Raw genomic sequence first — 14966 nt, 5'->3', positions numbered from 1 at the left:
GTCACCCCATAGCCGTACGGAGTACGAAGAGGGTGGCGCAGGTGTCCAGGAGCAGCTCGGGATTCGTGGCCGGGCTCACCGCCGCTGCGCTCGCCGCGGTCGGCTTCCTCGCTTACCAGGCCTCGGCCAGCGCGCCGGACACCCTGGGCAAGAAACCGGACAGCTCCCCTTCCGCCTCGGCCTCGCGCGCCCCCAAGGACAAGGGCGACCCGACGGCGGTCCCCGCGCAGTCCGGCGCGGGCGAGCGGGTCGTCTACTCGGTGGGCGAGGACCGCGTGTGGCTGGTCGGCGCCTCCGGCAAGGCGCAGCGCACCTTCAAGGTCACCCCGAGCACGGTGGACCCGGTCCCCGGTACGTACGCCGTCACCTCGCGCTCGGGCACCGTCACCGGAACGGACGGCGTGGCGATCGAGCACGTCGTGCGCTTCGCGACCGTCGACGGGATCGCGATCGGCTTCAGCGCGGCGGTGGACGGCTCGACGCCGAAGCCGGACCCGTCGAAGAAGACCGGCGGCATCCGTGAGTCGCGCAAGGACGGCAACGCGATGTGGGAGTTCGCGACGATCAGCAAGAAGGTCGTCGTCGTTCCTTAGCCGCTTCGCCCCTGGGTGCCGGATCGCGCGGCGGTGTGGACACCTCGCTCGCGGCGGCGCAGGACGCCAGCAGATCGCGCATGGAAATCCCCGATGGCCCCGACAGCCCGTGCGGCCGGGGCTTGGCGTCATGTTCTGAAGCCGACATGGATGCCTCCTGGGCTCCGGGGGCAGACGTGGTTAGGTAGACCTAACCCGTACCGGTATCCATGTGACCACGCGCGACGCGCGCCGCGCAACATCTTCCCGACGCCTTGTCGGAATGTTGGGCGAAAAGACGAGGATCAGGCCGAAAGCAGCGTCAGATCGGCCTCGGCCCAGCGCGGCCCGACGCCGGTCAGCGTCACTTCGCGCACCTCGTCCGTCGTGTCGCCGACGGTCCGGTCGATGACGACATGCAGCCGGTCCTCGGAGAGCTCCTCGACCTTGCCGTCGCCCCACTCCACGACGATCACCGATTCGGGCAGCGACACGTCGAGGTCGAGGTCCTCCATCTCGTCGAGACCGCCGCCCAGGCGGTACGCGTCCACGTGCACCAGGGGCGGCCCCTCGGAGAGGGACGGGTGGACGCGGGCGATGACGAACGTCGGCGACGTGACGGCGCCGCGCACGCCGAGGCCCTCGCCGAGGCCGCGGGTCAGGGTCGTCTTTCCGGCGCCGAGTTCGCCGGTGAGCATCACGAGGTCACCGGGGCGCAGCAGCTTGGCCAGGCGGCGACCCAGGTCGCCCATCTGCTCGGGAGAGGTGACGGTGATGCCGAGGGAGTTCACGGGGGCCGGAACGTTCACGGGGGCCGGGTTGTGCGGTGCTTCCATGCCCACCCACGTTAGCCGCTGGAGGTCCGTGCATCGGCCGAGGCGGGCGTCGCCCCCGCGCGCGCGAGAAGGTCCGCCAGGCGGTCCGTGACGACCTCGGGGTGCTCCAGCATGGCCAGGTGCCCGGCGTCCGGTACGAGCACCAGTTCGGCGTCCGGGAGCAGACCGGCGATGGCCTCGCTGTGCTCGATCGGCGTCACCAGGTCCTTGTCCCCCGCGAGGACGAGCACCGGAAGCCCGGCGAAGTGCTTGAGCGCCTCCGCCTTGTCGTGCTCGGCGAAGGCCGGATAGAACTCCGCGACCACGTCGATGGGCGTCGACTCGATCATCCGCTCGGCGAACCGCGAGATCGCCGGGTCCACTTCCCTCGACGAGAACGAGTACCGCTTGATGACTCCCGCGAAGAGGTCCGCGGTGGCCCGCCGCCCCTTCTCCACCAGCTCGGCCTGCGACCCGAGGGCTTTCAGGATCCCCGGCAGCACGCGCCGCACGGCGTTCATCCCGGCGACCGGGAGGCCGAAGTTGACCTGGCCGAGCCGCCCGGACGACGTACCGACGAGGGCGACGCCGACGACGCGCTCGCGGATCAGTTCCGGGTAGTGGTCGGCGAGGGCCATCGTCGTCATGCCCCCCATGGAGTGCCCGACGAGGACCAGCGGCCCCTCGGGCGCCGCCGCGTCGATGACGGCCTTCAGGTCCCGCCCCAACTGGTCGATGGAGACCGGCGTCCCGTCCGCCTGCGCCACACCGCGCCCCGAACGGCCGTGGCTGCGCTGGTCCCAGTAGACGCAGCGCACGACGCCACGCAGGGCCGCCCGCTGGAAGTGCCAGGAGTCCTGGTTCAGGCAGTAGCCATGGCTGAAGACGACGGTGACGGGAGCGGGTGCCTTGCGCCCGAAGAGCCTGCGGCGGCGCGGCGCCTGCTCGCGGTCCGCCCCGTCCTCGTCGATCTCGTCGACCTCGTACGAGAGTTCCGTGCCGTCGTCGGCGTAGGCCGAGCCCGGCAGGCCGCGCAGCGAGCCGTACGGGCCGGACGCGTCGAGTGCGAGCCGCGCCTTCTTGCGCATGCCGCGGCCGACGGTCAGCCGCTCGATGGCGACACCGGCCGCCGCGCCCGCGGCGACGACACCGATCGCGGCACCGGCGAAGCCGGCCCTGCGCCAGTTCCCGGCCGCCGCGGCGACTTCCGTCACCGCGTCCGCGACCGCCCCCGTGCTGGTCTCGCTCACGTGCCGCTCCTCCTCACTCTTCGGGTCGCTCGTTCACATGGACGCGCGGGACACGCGATCCGATGCGGGTGACGATCTCGTACGCGATGGTGCCCGCCGCCTGCGCCCAGTCCTCGGCGGTCGGCTCGCCCCGGTCGCCGGGACCGAACAGGACCACTTCGGAGCCCACCGGCGGCTCGTCACCGCCGAGGTCGACCACGAACTGGTCCATCGCCACCCGTCCGGCGACGGTCCGCAGCTTGCCGCCGACGAGCACGGGCCCGGTGCCGGACGCGTGGCGCGGAACCCCGTCCCCGTACCCGACGGGGACGAGTCCAAGGGTCGTCTCGCCGGGTGTGACGTAGTGATGCCCGTAACTCACGCCGTGACCCCCCGGGGCGTGCTTCACCAGGGCGAGCGAGGCACTGAGCCGCATGACGGGACGCAGCCCGAACTCCTCCGGGGTGCCGACCTCGGGGCTGGGCGAGATCCCGTACATCGCGATACCGGGGCGTACGAGGTCGAAGTGGGTCTCCGGAAGGGTGAGCGTGCCGGGTGAGTTGGCGATGTGCCGCACCTCGGGCCGGATGCCCCGCTCCTCGGCGTCCGCCACCATCTCGCGGAACAGCGTGAGTTGGGCCGCGATGGACGGGTGTCCCGGCTCGTCGGCGCACGCGAAGTGCGACCAGAGTCCGGTGACGCGCACCAGGCCCTCGGCCTCGGCCTGCAGCGCCTGCGAGACGAGTTCGGGCCAGTCGGCGGGCATGCAGCCGCCCCGCCCGAGGCCGGTGTCGGCCTTCAGCTGAATACGCGCCGTACGCCCCACGGACCGCGCGGCGGCGGACACTTCGCGCAGCGCCCACAGCCCGCTCACCGACATGTCGAGGTCCGCCTCGACGCCCTCGCGCCAGGGCCCGCCCGGGGTCCACAGCCAGCACATCAGGCGCCCCTCGATCCCGGCGGCGCGCAGCGCGAGGGCCTCTTCGGGGGTCGCGGTGCCCACCCAGGTGGCTCCCGCCTCGACGGCGGCGCGGGCGCAGGGCACCATGCCGTGGCCGTACGCGTCCGCCTTCACGACGGCCATGAAGGCGGCTCCTGGGGCGTGCGCACGCAAAGTCCGCACGTTGGCCCGGAGGGCGGCCAGGTCGATCTCGGCGCGGGCACGCAAAGGTGCGGTCTCAGTCATAACGCCGACCAGTGTCTCAGAGCGGCGCCTGGCCCCTGGCCCGCTGCCCTCCCCCGCATCCACCGTGCCCGGACAAGCTCTCCCGCCCACCCACCCGATTGCCCCGCAGCGACCAGCCAACAGCCGCAGTCGGCAGCGCTCGCGAGGAGACGTGCCGGTATGTCTGCCCGCGGCACGGTTTCCGGCGCTCCGGTGCCGAAGCAGCCCCGCGGACGGCAACGCACCGCCCCAGCCCCGAAGACGGCAATGCACCGCCCCAGCCCCGCAGGGAACCCGCACCGCCCAGCCGCCCCCTAGTCCCCCCGCACATCCCGCCAGGCCGCGGGAATCGCCTCCGCCACGTCATGCGCGCCCACCGGCGCCCCGTCCGCCGCGTGGCGCCCCGCGAGGCCATGCAGATACGCGCCCACCGCCCCCGCGTCCCGCGCTTCGAGCCCGGAGGCCAGCAGTGCCCCCGCGAGCCCCGAAAGGACGTCACCGCTGCCCGCGGTGGCCAGCCACGGCGTCCCCGTGGGGTTGACGCGTACCGGAGCACTGCCCTCCGGTCCCGCGACCAGCGTCGTGGACCCCTTGAGCAGCACCGTCGCCCCGTACCGCCCCGCGAGCTCCCGCGCGGCGGCGAGGCGCCCACGCTCCACCTCCTCGCGCGCGACCCCCAGCAGCGCGGCGGCCTCCCCCGCGTGCGGCGTCAGCAGGGTCGGCGCCTGCCGCCCCCGCACGGCCGCCGCGTCGGCCAGGCGCAGCCCGTCCGCGTCGATCAGCACCGGCACATCGGCGGCCACCACGTCCGCGAGCCGCTCGGCGTCGTCCCCGAGCCCCGGCCCGACCACCCAGGCCTGCACGCGCCCCGCCTTGGACGGCGGACCGGCCGAGACGAGAGTCTCCGGGAACCGCGTGATGACGGCGTCCGCCGCGTGCCCCACGTACCGCACGGCACCCGCGCCACCCCGCAGCGCGCCCGCGACCGCGAGCACCGCGGCCCCGGGGTACCGGGCCGACCCGGCGACGATCCCCACGACGCCCCGCCGGTACTTGTCGCTCTCCCCGGTCGGCATCGGCAGGAGCGAGGCCACATCGGCGTACTGCAGGGCTTCGATCTCACCCCCGCCCGTCCCGGAACGGTCAGGCTCGATCCCGATGCCGACCAGCCGCACCACACCCGCGTACTCCCGCCCGGGATCGATCAGCAGCCCCGGCTTGTACGCCCCGAAAGTCACCGTCACGTCGGCCCGCACCGCGTCACCGACGACCACCCCGCTGTCCGCGTCGACCCCGCTCGGCAGGTCGACGGCGACCACGGGGGTGCCCGCGCCGCGCACGGCGGAGACCAGTTCCGCGGCCGGCTCCCGCAGCCCGCCCTTGCCGCCGATGCCCACGATCCCGTCGACGACGAGATCAGCCGAGCGGAGAACACGGTCCACGCCTTCGCCTGCGGCGACCCGCCCGCCGGCCGCGCGGAAGGCCGCGAGCCCGCCCGCGTGCACCCGTTCGGGCGAGAGCAGCACCGCCGACACCCCGGCCCCGCGCCGGGCCAGCCGCGCCCCGGCGTACAGCGCGTCGCCGCCGTTGTCCCCGCTGCCCACGAGCAGCACGACCCGGGAGCCGTACACCTTGCCGAGCATCTCGGCACAGACCACCGCGAGCCCGGCCGCCGCCCTCTGCATCAGGGCACCTTCCGGCACCCGCGCCATCAGCTCCCGCTCAGCGGCCCTTACCGTCTCCACCGGATACGCAATACGCATACCCCCGAGTGTCACCCGACGCCGGGAACAGCGCCCACCCCTCAGCAATCAGCCCTCGGCGATCACCACCGCGGAGGCCACCCCCGCGTCATGGCTGAGCGAGACGTGCCAGGACCGCACCCCCAGCTCGGCGGCCCGCGCGGCCACCGTCCCCTTGACCCGAAGCCGCGGCTGCCCGCTCCCCTCGACGTACACCTCCGCGTCCGTCCACCGCAGCCCCGCGGGCGCGCCAAGGGCCTTGGCCAGCGCTTCCTTGGCCGCGAACCGGGCCGCGAGCGAGGCGATCCCCCGCCGCTCCCCGCTCGGCAGCAGCAACTCCCGCTCCACGAAGAGCCGCCCGGCCATCCCGGACGTACGCGTCAGCGCCGCCTCGAACCGCTCGATCTCGGCCACGTCGATTCCGACCCCAATAATCACGGCAGCAGCCTACGAGTCCGGGCACCTCATCCGGACAAGCCCCGCAGGGGGTGACACACCCCACCCCCCGGCCCGTTCAAACAGCCGTAACAATGGACTGTGATCTCATCGGTCTCCGAACCCGCGACGAACCCGCGGAGCGCCCACCGGCACAGGCCGGAGGCGACTCCCTACGTCGACCTCACCCGCACCGAGTGGAGCGCCCTGCGTGACAAGACGCCGCTTCCCCTGACCGCCGAGGAGCTGGAGAAGCTCCGCGGCCTGGGTGATGTCATCGACCTGGACGAGGTCCGCGACATCTATCTGCCGCTCTCCCGCCTCCTGAACCTGTACGTGGGCGCGACGGACGGCCTGCGCGGCGCCCTGAACACCTTCCTCGGCGAGAAGGGCTCCCAGTCGGGCACGCCGTTCGTCATAGGGGTCGCCGGATCGGTGGCCGTCGGCAAGTCGACCGTCGCCCGCCTCCTGCAGGCCCTGCTCTCCCGCTGGCCCGAACACCCCCGCGTCGAGCGCGTGACGACCGACGGCTTCCTCCTGCCCACCAGGGAGCTGGAGGCCCGCGGCCTGATGTCCAGGAAGGGCTTCCCGGAGTCGTACGACCGCCGCGCCCTCACCCGTTTCGTCGCGGACATCAAGGCGGGCAAGGACGAGGTGACCGCGCCCGTCTACTCCCACCTGATCTACGACATCGTGCCGGACCAGCGCCTGACGGTCCGCCGCCCCGACATCCTCATCGTCGAGGGCATCAACGTCCTGCAGCCCGCCCTCCCCGGCAAGGACGGCCGCACCCGCGTGGGCCTCGCCGACTACTTCGACTTCAGCGTGTACGTGGACGCCCGCGCCGAGGACATCGAGCGCTGGTACCTGAACCGCTTCAAGAAGCTGCGCGCCACGGCGTTCCAGGACCCGTCCTCGTACTTCCGCAAGTACACCCAGGTCTCCGAGGAGGAGGCCCTGGACTACGCCCGCACGACCTGGCGCACCATCAACAAGCCCAACCTCCTGGAGAACGTGGCCCCCACCCGCGGCCGGGCCGCCCTGGTCATCCGCAAGGGCGAGGACCACAAGGTGCGCAAGCTGAGCCTGCGCAAGCTGTGACCCCGGTGGCCCCCGGTACCCTGCGCGGATGCTGCATCTGCGCCTGATCACCCCGGCGGACAAGACCGACGACGTGGTGCGTCTGATCGAGAGGACGGTCGGCACCACCCACCTCGCCGTGGTGCCCGGCGCGGCCCGCAACCCCGTGGGCGACGTCGTGATGTGCGACGTGGCCCGCGAGGCGGGCGACGAACTGATCGGCGGTCTGCGCTCGCTCGGCATCGACGAGTCGGGATCGATCGCGGTCGAGAACATCGACCTGTCCCTGTCCCACCGCGCCGACAAGGCCGAGGACGACGCGCCGGGCGAAGGCGCGGACGCCGTGCTGTGGGAGCAGCTCTCCGACGCGACCCACGAGGAGTCGACGCTCTCGGCCACCTACGTCGCGTTCATCACGCTCGCCACGATGATCGCGGCCTGCGGCGTGGTCCTGGACAACGCGATCCTGATCGTCGGCGCGATGGCGGTGGGCCCCGAGTTCGGCCCCCTGGCGGGTTTCTGCACCGCCCTGGTCCAGCGCGCCCCGCGCCTGGCCGTGCGCTCGCTCGTCGCGATCCTGGTGGGCTTCGCCGTCGCGATGGCGGTGACGGTGGGCTTCAGCCTCTTCATGGACGCGGTCGGCCTCTTCACCGAGAAGCAGTTGGACCAGGACCGCCCCAACACCGGCTTCGTCTACGCGCCCGACTGGTTCTCGTTCGTCGTGGCCGTCCTGGCCGGGGCCGCCGGCATGCTCTCGCTGACGTCGGCCAAGTCGGGCGCCCTGGTGGGCGTCGCGATCTCGGTGACGACCGTCCCGGCCGCGGCCAACGCGGCGGTGGCGCTCAGCTACGGCGACGCGAAACAGACCTGGGGCTCCACGGAGCAGCTCCTGCTCAACCTGCTCGGCATCGTCGTGGCCGGTACGCTCACGCTGCTCGTCCAGAAGTACTTCTGGGCCAGGCAGCGCGAACGTACCGCCACGAAACAGCCGTCCTAGCCCAGCGCGGACTTCACCACGTCGGCGAGGCGCCCGGCCACGGACCGCGCCTGGTCGATGTCGGCGGCCTCCACCATCACGCGCACCAGCGGCTCCGTGCCGGACGAGCGCAGCAGCACCCGGCCCGTGGCGCCCAGTTCACGCTCGGCCTCGGCGACGGCGGCCGACAGCTCGGCGGAGGTGTCGACCCGCGTCTTGTCGACGTCGGGCACATTGATCAGGACCTGCGGAAGCCGCTCCATGACCCCGGCGAGCTCCGCGAGGCTGCGCCCGGTCTCGGCGACGCGTGCCGCGAGGAGCAGCCCCGTCAGGGTGCCGTCGCCCGTGGTCGCGTGGTCGAGCACGATGACATGCCCGGACTGCTCGCCGCCGAGGGCGAAGCCGTGCTGCTTCATCGACTCCAGGACATAGCGGTCGCCCACGGCGGTCTGCACGAGGGAGAGACCCTCGCGCTCCATGGCGAGCTTGAAGCCCAGGTTCGACATGACCGTCGCGACGACGGTGTTCTCGCGCAGCGTGCCGTGCTCGCGCATGGCAAGGGCCAGGACGGCGAGGATCTGGTCCCCGTCGATCTCGGCGCCCGTGTGGTCCACGGCGAGGCAGCGGTCCGCGTCACCGTCGTGCGCGACACCGAAGTCGGCGCCGTGCTCGACGACGGCGGCCTTGAGCAGGTCCAGGTGCGTGGACCCGCAGCCGTCGTTGATGTTCAGGCCGTCCGGCTTGGCGCCGATCGTGATGATCTCGGCACCGGCGCGCGCGAACGCCTCGGGCGAGACACGGGCGGCGGCGCCGTGCGCCTCGTCGAGGACGATCTTCAGTCCGTCGAGGCGGTTGGGGAGCACCCCGAGGAGGTGCGCCACGTACTGGTCGAGGCCCTGGTCGTACGTCTGCACACGGCCGACGCCCGCGCCCGTGGGGCGCTGCCAGGGAGCGCCGGTGCGGTGCTCCTCGTACACGGACTCGATGCGGTCCTCCAGCTCGTCGGCCAGCTTGTGGCCGCCGCGCGCGAAGAACTTGATGCCGTTGTCCGGCATGGCGTTGTGGCTCGCGGAGAGCATCACGCCGAGGTCGGCGCCCAGCGCACCGGTGAGATGCGCCACCGCTGGGGTGGGCAGCACACCGACGAGCTGGACGTCCACGCCCGCGCTCGCGAGGCCGGCGACCACCGCGGCCTCCAGGAACTCCCCCGACGCACGCGGGTCACGCCCGACCACGGCGACGGGCCGATGCCCCTCGAACGTTCCTACCTCGCCGAGCACATGAGCCGCCGCCACGGAGAGCCCGAGCGCGAGCTCGGCCGTCAGATCCGCGTTGGCGACACCGCGCACGCCGTCCGTACCGAAGAGTCGTCCCACTGCTGTCCTCCTCCGGACTTCTACCCCGGCGACACCGGGGTCCCTCCCCGGCATCACCAGGGTTTGCGATAAACGAACGCCCCGGCAGCACGCAACGTGCCGCCGGGGCGAACGAGAAGTACAAGCAGGCAGATTAGCGCTTGCTGTACTGCGGAGCCTTGCGGGCCTTCTTGAGACCGGCCTTCTTGCGCTCGACCGCACGGTCGTCACGCTTGAGGTAACCGGCCTTCTTGAGGGCGCCACGGTTGTTGTCGACGTCGGCCTCGTTCAGCGCACGGGCGACACCGAGACGGAGCGCACCGGCCTGACCGGAGACGCCGCCACCCGAGATGCGGGCGATGACGTCGTAGCGGTTGTCGAGCTCGAGCACCTTGAAGGGCTCGTTGACTTCCTGCTGGTGGACCTTGTTCGGGAAGTAGTCCTCGAGCGTGCGCCCGTTGACCTTCCACTTGCCGGTGCCCGGGACGATCCGGACGCGGGCGATGGCGTTCTTGCGACGGCCCAGGCCGGCGGCCGGCTGCGGGTCGCCGAAGCGCGCGGCGTTCGACTCAGAGGTGTACTCGCCCTCGACGGGCGCCTCGGACTCGGTGGTGTACTGCTCGACGTCAACAACCTCGGTCTCTTCGACCGGCTGCTCAACGGTGGTCTCGGCCACGATTCTCCTCAGAATTTCTTACGTCTTTGGGGGTGGTGGCCGGAACTACTGCGCGACCTGGGTGATCTCGAACGGGACCGGCTGCTGAGCGCCGTGCGGGTGCTGGTCGCCCGCGTAGACCTTCAGCTTCGAGAGCATCTGACGGCCCAGGGTGTTCTTGGGGATCATGCCCTTGATGGCCTTCTCGACGGCCTTCTCGGGGTTCTTCTCAAGAAGCTCGTCGTAGCGGACGGAACGCAGACCACCCGGGTAACCGGAGTGGCGGTACGCCAGCTTCTGGGTCTTCTTGTTGCCGGACAGGTGAACCTTGTCGGCGTTGATGATGATGACGAAGTCGCCCATGTCCATGTGGGGGGCGTAGATCGCCTTGTGCTTACCCCGCAGGAGGTTGGCGGCAGTGGTCGCCAGACGGCCCAGGACGATGTCCTGAGCGTCGATGACGTGCCACTGGCGGGTCACATCGCCGGGCTTGGGGCTGTACGTACGCACTTCGTAGCCTTCGCTTCTTCAGTGGATGGGGTCCAGACACACGGATCCCCGGAAGCGAATCATGCAGCTGGGGCTCACAATGCCGGGGACGCTGCCCGTATGCGAGCCACTGGTAACTGCTCCAGGGAACCTACGTAAGGGCCCTTTCGCGTGAGAACGACGAAACCCAATACGTATAACAATCCTCGAGAGTACCCGCGCCGCCCCGTACGGGTCAAAACGCGGATCTGGAGACCGGCACCGCCGACTCGACCGCCTCAGGAGGTTCTGTGGCATTCAGGGTAACCGCCCTCGGCCGCAGACAGCACCGCCCGACCGTGAAGGCCAGCACACACAGCGTGACGCAGTCCCGGAAGGCCCGCCGGGTGCCGGGTTCGAGCCAGGGCCAGGTGAACCCCGGGATCTGCGGGACGAGCGCCAGCCAGAACCACGTGTCCCGCGCCACCGCACCCGGCACGAGCACCCCGGAGAGCAGCAGCGGCACGACGACGAGCAGATAGTGGTCGTACGAGGGCCTGGACACCAGGAAGGCCGCCAGCATCAGCATCACGGCCGTCTCGACCACCCGCGGCACCTGGGCGCCCCCGCTCCGCCAGCGCCGCCAGGCGCACCACACCCCCACCCCCGCGGCCACGATCGCGAGCACCGACGCGATCCCCTGCGGCACCCCGAGCCGCGGCAGGATCGCGGCGGGCGACGCCTCATAGAGCCGTACGAAGCTGTCGTCGCCCTTCAGCAGGAACGGCAGCGTCCGCGTGAAGAACCCCGCGGGGTCCGGCATGACCAACGCAGCGCCCACCGACACCACCGCGGGCAGGAGCACCGCGCCACCGAGCGCGCGCCACTGCCGGGCGAAGACGAAGAGCAGCACCACCGGTGCGAGCAGCGGCTTCACGGCGACGACGGACCCGATCACCAGACCCGCGGCCACCCACCTCCCCCGGCACACGAACAGCAGCGCGAGCGGCAGCGCGGCCGCCGACGCCACGGTCCAGTTGCCGAGCCGGACGAGATGCCCGAACGGCGCGAACCCCACGGCGAGCGCGAGCAGCCCGAGCACCGCGAAGCGGCTGCGCCAGGCCACCCCGTGGATGCGCAGCGCACACACCCACCCGAAGACGAGCGAGCCCGCGACCCCCGCCGGGACGAGGAACCGCAGGACGGACTGCGGAAGCACCGTCTGCGGCACCGCGGCGAGCACGGCGCCCGGCAGATAGAGGAAGTGCCGGTCGGCATAGGGCGAACGCCCCTCGAGCCAGGCCTCGGCGGCCTGCACCACGATGGCGTTGTCCATCCCGCCCACCGCGCTCCGCAGCCCCACCCGGACGACCGTGGCGAGCAGCACGATCCCGAGCGCCGCCCAGGCGTGCCAGGTCGCCGGTCGCAGCAACCACCCACTAACAGCTACTTTGCCCGTATTCATAGGGATCAGGCTAGGTCGGGCACCTCCCCCGGCCCCCGCTCAACATCCCCGACTCCCCGTCTAAGATGCGGCGCATGAGCTTTGGGCAAGGGGGACCTCAGTGGGGTCCAGGGGATTCACGGACCCCTGACTGGGCGGCGCTCGCCGAGGCGTCCGAATCGCGCACCCGGCGCCGCAAATGGCTGATGATCGGCGGTGGCGCGCTCGCCACCGTCGTGGTCGCGGCCGCCGTCGCCGTCGCCGTGGTCTCCGCGAACAGCGACAACACCTCCGCCTCGAACAAGCCGGCGAGCGAGCTGCCCTCGACCGCGGACATCCCCGGCGCGAGCGAGAACCCCGGCCCGTCCTTCGAGGAGACGACGCCGCCGCCCCCGCCGGACCCCAAGGAGTTCATCTCCAGCGCCAAGAAGGACAAGGCGCCGCTCAGCGCCGAGACGCTCTTCCCCGGCAAGACGCTGACCTCGGGCGAGGTCGTCTACAAGAAGGGCGCCACGGACAGCACGAAGAAGTGCGCGAGCGTCACCCAGCCCGAGCTCGGCACCATCCTCACCAAGAACGACTGCACGCAGCTCTTCCGCGCCAGCTACGTGAAGGACAACATCGCCGTGACGGTCGGCGTCGCCGTCTTCGACACCGAGGCGAAGGCCAAGAAGGTGAACGAGCAGGCGAAGAAGGGCCTGGTCGTCTCCCTGCCCGGCAAGGGCGTGCCCAGCTTCTGCCGTACGGCGGTCTGCCGCGGCACGTACAACGCCTACGGCCGCTACGCCTACTTCACGACCACCGGCTTCACCAGCGACAAGGACGTCACGCCCAAGGAGCGGAAGGTCTACACGGTCGGCGACAGCCTGGCCCGCTTCGCCTTCGGCCAGATCCACCGGCGGGGCGAGGCCCAGGCTTCCGCCGCGGCCAACGCCCCGCAGTAGCCGGACAGCGGCCCGGCCGCCGGCGGCTCAGCAGCACCCGGCGCCGGGCAGCGTCCGCTTGTTGCGCGCTTCCTTGCTGCGCGCGGCCAGCAACTCGTCGGCGGGGTAACCGACTTCCTCGAGCGTCAGCCCGTGCGGCCGTACGACATGCACGGCGGAGTCCCGCACCCCGGCGGCGAGCACCTTGGCCGGCCACTCCACAGGGCGATGCCCGTCCCCCACGAACAACATGGCACCCACCAGGGACCGCACCATGTTGTGGCAGAAGGCATCGGCCCGCACGGTCGCCTCGAGAATCCCGTCCGGCCGCCGCTCCCAACGCAGTTCCTGGAGCGTACGAATGGTCGTGGCACCCTCGCGCTTCTTGCAGTAGGCGGCGAAGTCATGCTCGCCGAGCAGCTTCTCGGCCGCGGCGTTCATCGCGTCGAGGTCCAACTCCCAGTCGTGCCACAGCACATGACTGCGCAGCAGCGGGTCGACACCACCCGGGTGATCGGTCACGCGGTAGGCGTAACGCCGCCACACGGCCGCGAACCGCGCGTTGAACCCCGCGGGAGCCTCGGCCACCTTCCAGACCCGCACATCGTGCGGCAGCCGCCCGGCGAGCCTGCGCAGCAGCTTGTCGCTGTGCTCGGCCCACACGCTCTCCGGCAGGTCGACGTGGGCGACCTGCCCGCGCGCGTGCACCCCGCTGTCGGTCCGCCCGGCCACGGTCAGCTCGTACGTCTCCTGCGACCGCGTCACGGTCTTCAGCGCGGCCTCGATCTCCCCCTGGACGGTCCGCTGCCCCTGCTTCTGCTTGGCCCAGCCGGAGAAGTCCTTGCCGTCGTACGAAAGATCCAGCCGCACCCGCACGAACCCGGGCTCTACTTCATCGCTCACAGAACAGATCCTCTCAGGCAACACAAAAGCGGGCCCGTCCCGCAAGGAACGGACCCGCAGCGCCCTGAAGGGGCGCGGGGAACTGCGCGACCAGCCACGGCATGACCGCAGTCGACAGCGCGCAGTTCCCGGCAGAACGCTTACGCGTCCTTCGACTCCTCGGCAGCCTCGTCACCCTTGGTCGTGTCGACCTTGGGCTCGGAAACCTCGGCGTCCTTGGCAGAGCGCTTGGTGGCGGCCTCGGCCTCACCGGTGGCCTCCTGGGCCACGGTCAGGGCCTCCACCAGCTCGATGATCGCCATGGGCGCGTTGTCGCCACGACGGTTACCGATCTTGGTGATACGGGTGTAGCCACCCGGGCGGTTCTCGTAGCGCGGGCCGATCTCCGTGAAGAGCGTGTGCACGATGCTCTTGTCGGTGATGACGGACAGCACCTGGCGGCGGTTGTGAAGGTCACCCTTCTTCGCCTTGGTGACCAGACGCTCCGCGTAGGGACGCAGACGACGGGCCTTCGCCTCGGTGGTGGTGATGCGGCCGTGCTCGAAGAGCTGCTTGGCGAGGTTCGCCAGCAGAAGCTTCTCGTGCGCGGCGCTGCCGCCCAGACGGGCACCCTTGGTGGGCTTCGGCATGGTGTTTCTCCTTGTTGTCTGCCCCGGCCGTATCAGGTACCGGGGTCAGTGGCCGCGCCCCGATAGGGGCGCGGGGAACTGCGCGAGCAACCACGACGCACGCGCAGCCAAAATCAAACGGCCGGCGCCGAGCTCTTAGTACTGCTCGGTCTCGACGAACCCGGCGTCCGCGTCGTCGTCAGCCCCGAAGGCGTCAGCGGCAGCGGTGGGGTCGAAGCCGGGAGGCGAGTCCTTCAGCGCGAGGCCCATGCCGTTGAGCTTCATCTTGACCTCGTCGATCGACTTCGCACCGAAGTTGCGGATGTCGAGCAGGTCCGCCTCGGAGCGGGCCACGAGCTCACCCACGGAGTGGATGCCCTCGCGCTTGAGGCAGTTGTACGACCGAACGGTGAGCTCGAGCTCCTCGATCGGCAGCGCCAGGTCGGCGGCCAGGGCCGCGTCCGTCGGCGAGGGGCCCATGTCGATGCCCTCGGCGTCGATGTTGAGCTCGCGGGCCAGACCGAACAGCTCGACCAGGGTCTTGCCGGCGGACGCCATGGCGTCACGCGGGCGCATGGCCTGCTTGGTCTCGACGT

The 14966-nt window shown here is 71.2% G+C and carries 15 protein-coding genes and 1 pseudogene; 4 read left to right on the top strand and 12 right to left on the bottom strand.

Annotated elements, in window-relative coordinates:
* The first annotated feature begins 41 nt into the window (after positions 1–41).
* Entirely contained in the window at positions 42–593 is a 552-nt protein-coding gene (locus ACWFRU_RS14535; RefSeq protein WP_453686842.1) for a hypothetical protein, read from the top strand.
* Between the two features lie 284 nt (positions 594–877).
* Here ACWFRU_RS14535 and tsaE read toward each other — a convergent pair whose 3' ends face one another.
* The 5 genes and pseudogenes from tsaE to ACWFRU_RS14510 form a co-directional block, all read right to left on the bottom strand.
* Positions 878–1408 carry a tRNA (adenosine(37)-N6)-threonylcarbamoyltransferase complex ATPase subunit type 1 TsaE gene (tsaE, locus tag ACWFRU_RS14530; RefSeq protein WP_453686840.1) on the bottom strand — a complete coding sequence of 177 codons (531 nt, stop codon included), beginning with the start codon at positions 1406–1408 and terminating at the stop codon, positions 878–880.
* A pseudogene (locus ACWFRU_RS14525) lies at positions 1386–2637 on the bottom strand (alpha/beta fold hydrolase); the annotation flags it as partial. The pseudogene ACWFRU_RS14525 and the gene tsaE, both read right to left, overlap by 23 nt.
* Positions 2638–2650: 13 nt before the next feature.
* Positions 2651–3802: an alanine racemase gene (gene alr, locus ACWFRU_RS14520; protein ID WP_453686838.1), complete on the bottom strand. Its 1152-nt coding sequence runs from the start codon at positions 3800–3802 to the stop codon at positions 2651–2653.
* 293 nt (positions 3803–4095) lie between these two features.
* On the bottom strand, positions 4096–5544 hold the full coding sequence (locus ACWFRU_RS14515) for an NAD(P)H-hydrate dehydratase (RefSeq protein ID WP_453686836.1): 1449 nt from the start codon (positions 5542–5544) through the stop codon (positions 4096–4098).
* A 48-nt stretch (positions 5545–5592) separates the two neighbouring features.
* Positions 5593–5961, bottom strand: a complete 369-nt coding sequence (locus tag ACWFRU_RS14510) for a holo-ACP synthase (protein WP_363208731.1) — start codon at positions 5959–5961, stop codon at positions 5593–5595.
* Between the two features lie 99 nt (positions 5962–6060).
* Between ACWFRU_RS14510 and coaA the strand changes: the two genes are divergently transcribed.
* The gene (coaA, locus tag ACWFRU_RS14505) at positions 6061–7059 is read left to right on the top strand and encodes a type I pantothenate kinase (protein WP_453686833.1); all 999 of its coding nucleotides are present in this window, start codon (positions 6061–6063) and stop codon (positions 7057–7059) included.
* Between the two features lie 28 nt (positions 7060–7087).
* The gene (locus ACWFRU_RS14500) at positions 7088–8035 is read left to right on the top strand and encodes a DUF389 domain-containing protein (RefSeq protein ID WP_453686832.1); all 948 of its coding nucleotides are present in this window, start codon (positions 7088–7090) and stop codon (positions 8033–8035) included.
* Here the strand turns inward: ACWFRU_RS14500 and glmM are convergent.
* The 4 genes from glmM to ACWFRU_RS14480 all read right to left on the bottom strand — a co-directional run bounded on the left by glmM (position 8032) and on the right by ACWFRU_RS14480 (position 11957).
* Positions 8032–9390, bottom strand: a complete 1359-nt coding sequence (gene glmM, locus ACWFRU_RS14495) for a phosphoglucosamine mutase (RefSeq protein ID WP_453686831.1) — start codon at positions 9388–9390, stop codon at positions 8032–8034. The genes ACWFRU_RS14500 and glmM overlap by 4 nt on opposite strands.
* A 133-nt stretch (positions 9391–9523) precedes the next feature.
* Complete coding sequence (rpsI, locus tag ACWFRU_RS14490) at positions 9524–10045, bottom strand: 30S ribosomal protein S9 (protein WP_266870006.1); 522 nt, start codon at positions 10043–10045, stop codon at positions 9524–9526.
* Positions 10046–10090: 45 nt separating this feature from the next.
* On the bottom strand, positions 10091–10534 hold the full coding sequence (gene rplM / locus ACWFRU_RS14485; protein WP_160506678.1) for a 50S ribosomal protein L13: 444 nt from the start codon (positions 10532–10534) through the stop codon (positions 10091–10093).
* 214 nt (positions 10535–10748) lie between these two features.
* Positions 10749–11957, bottom strand: coding sequence for a glycosyltransferase family 87 protein (locus ACWFRU_RS14480; RefSeq protein WP_453686829.1), 1209 nt, complete (start codon positions 11955–11957; stop codon positions 10749–10751).
* A gap of 74 nt (positions 11958–12031) precedes the next feature.
* Between ACWFRU_RS14480 and ACWFRU_RS14475 the strand changes: the two genes are divergently transcribed.
* Positions 12032–12880, top strand: a complete 849-nt coding sequence (locus ACWFRU_RS14475) for a hypothetical protein (RefSeq protein ID WP_453686828.1) — start codon at positions 12032–12034, stop codon at positions 12878–12880.
* Positions 12881–12907: 27 nt separating this feature from the next.
* Here the strand turns inward: ACWFRU_RS14475 and truA are convergent, their stop codons facing one another.
* The 3 genes from truA to ACWFRU_RS14460 form a co-directional block, all read right to left on the bottom strand.
* Positions 12908–13762: a tRNA pseudouridine(38-40) synthase TruA gene (gene truA / locus ACWFRU_RS14470; protein ID WP_453686826.1), complete on the bottom strand. Its 855-nt coding sequence runs from the start codon at positions 13760–13762 to the stop codon at positions 12908–12910.
* 140 nt (positions 13763–13902) lie between these two features.
* Entirely contained in the window at positions 13903–14391 is a 489-nt protein-coding gene (rplQ, locus tag ACWFRU_RS14465; RefSeq protein ID WP_453686824.1) for a 50S ribosomal protein L17, read from the bottom strand.
* 135 nt (positions 14392–14526) lie between these two features.
* On the bottom strand, positions 14527–14966 hold a 440-nt coding region (locus ACWFRU_RS14460), incomplete at its 5' end, for a DNA-directed RNA polymerase subunit alpha C-terminal domain-containing protein (protein ID WP_363208726.1).

Source organism: Streptomyces sp. NPDC055099, from assembly GCF_053607685.1.
This window is presented reverse-complemented; position numbering and strand designations above follow the sequence as displayed.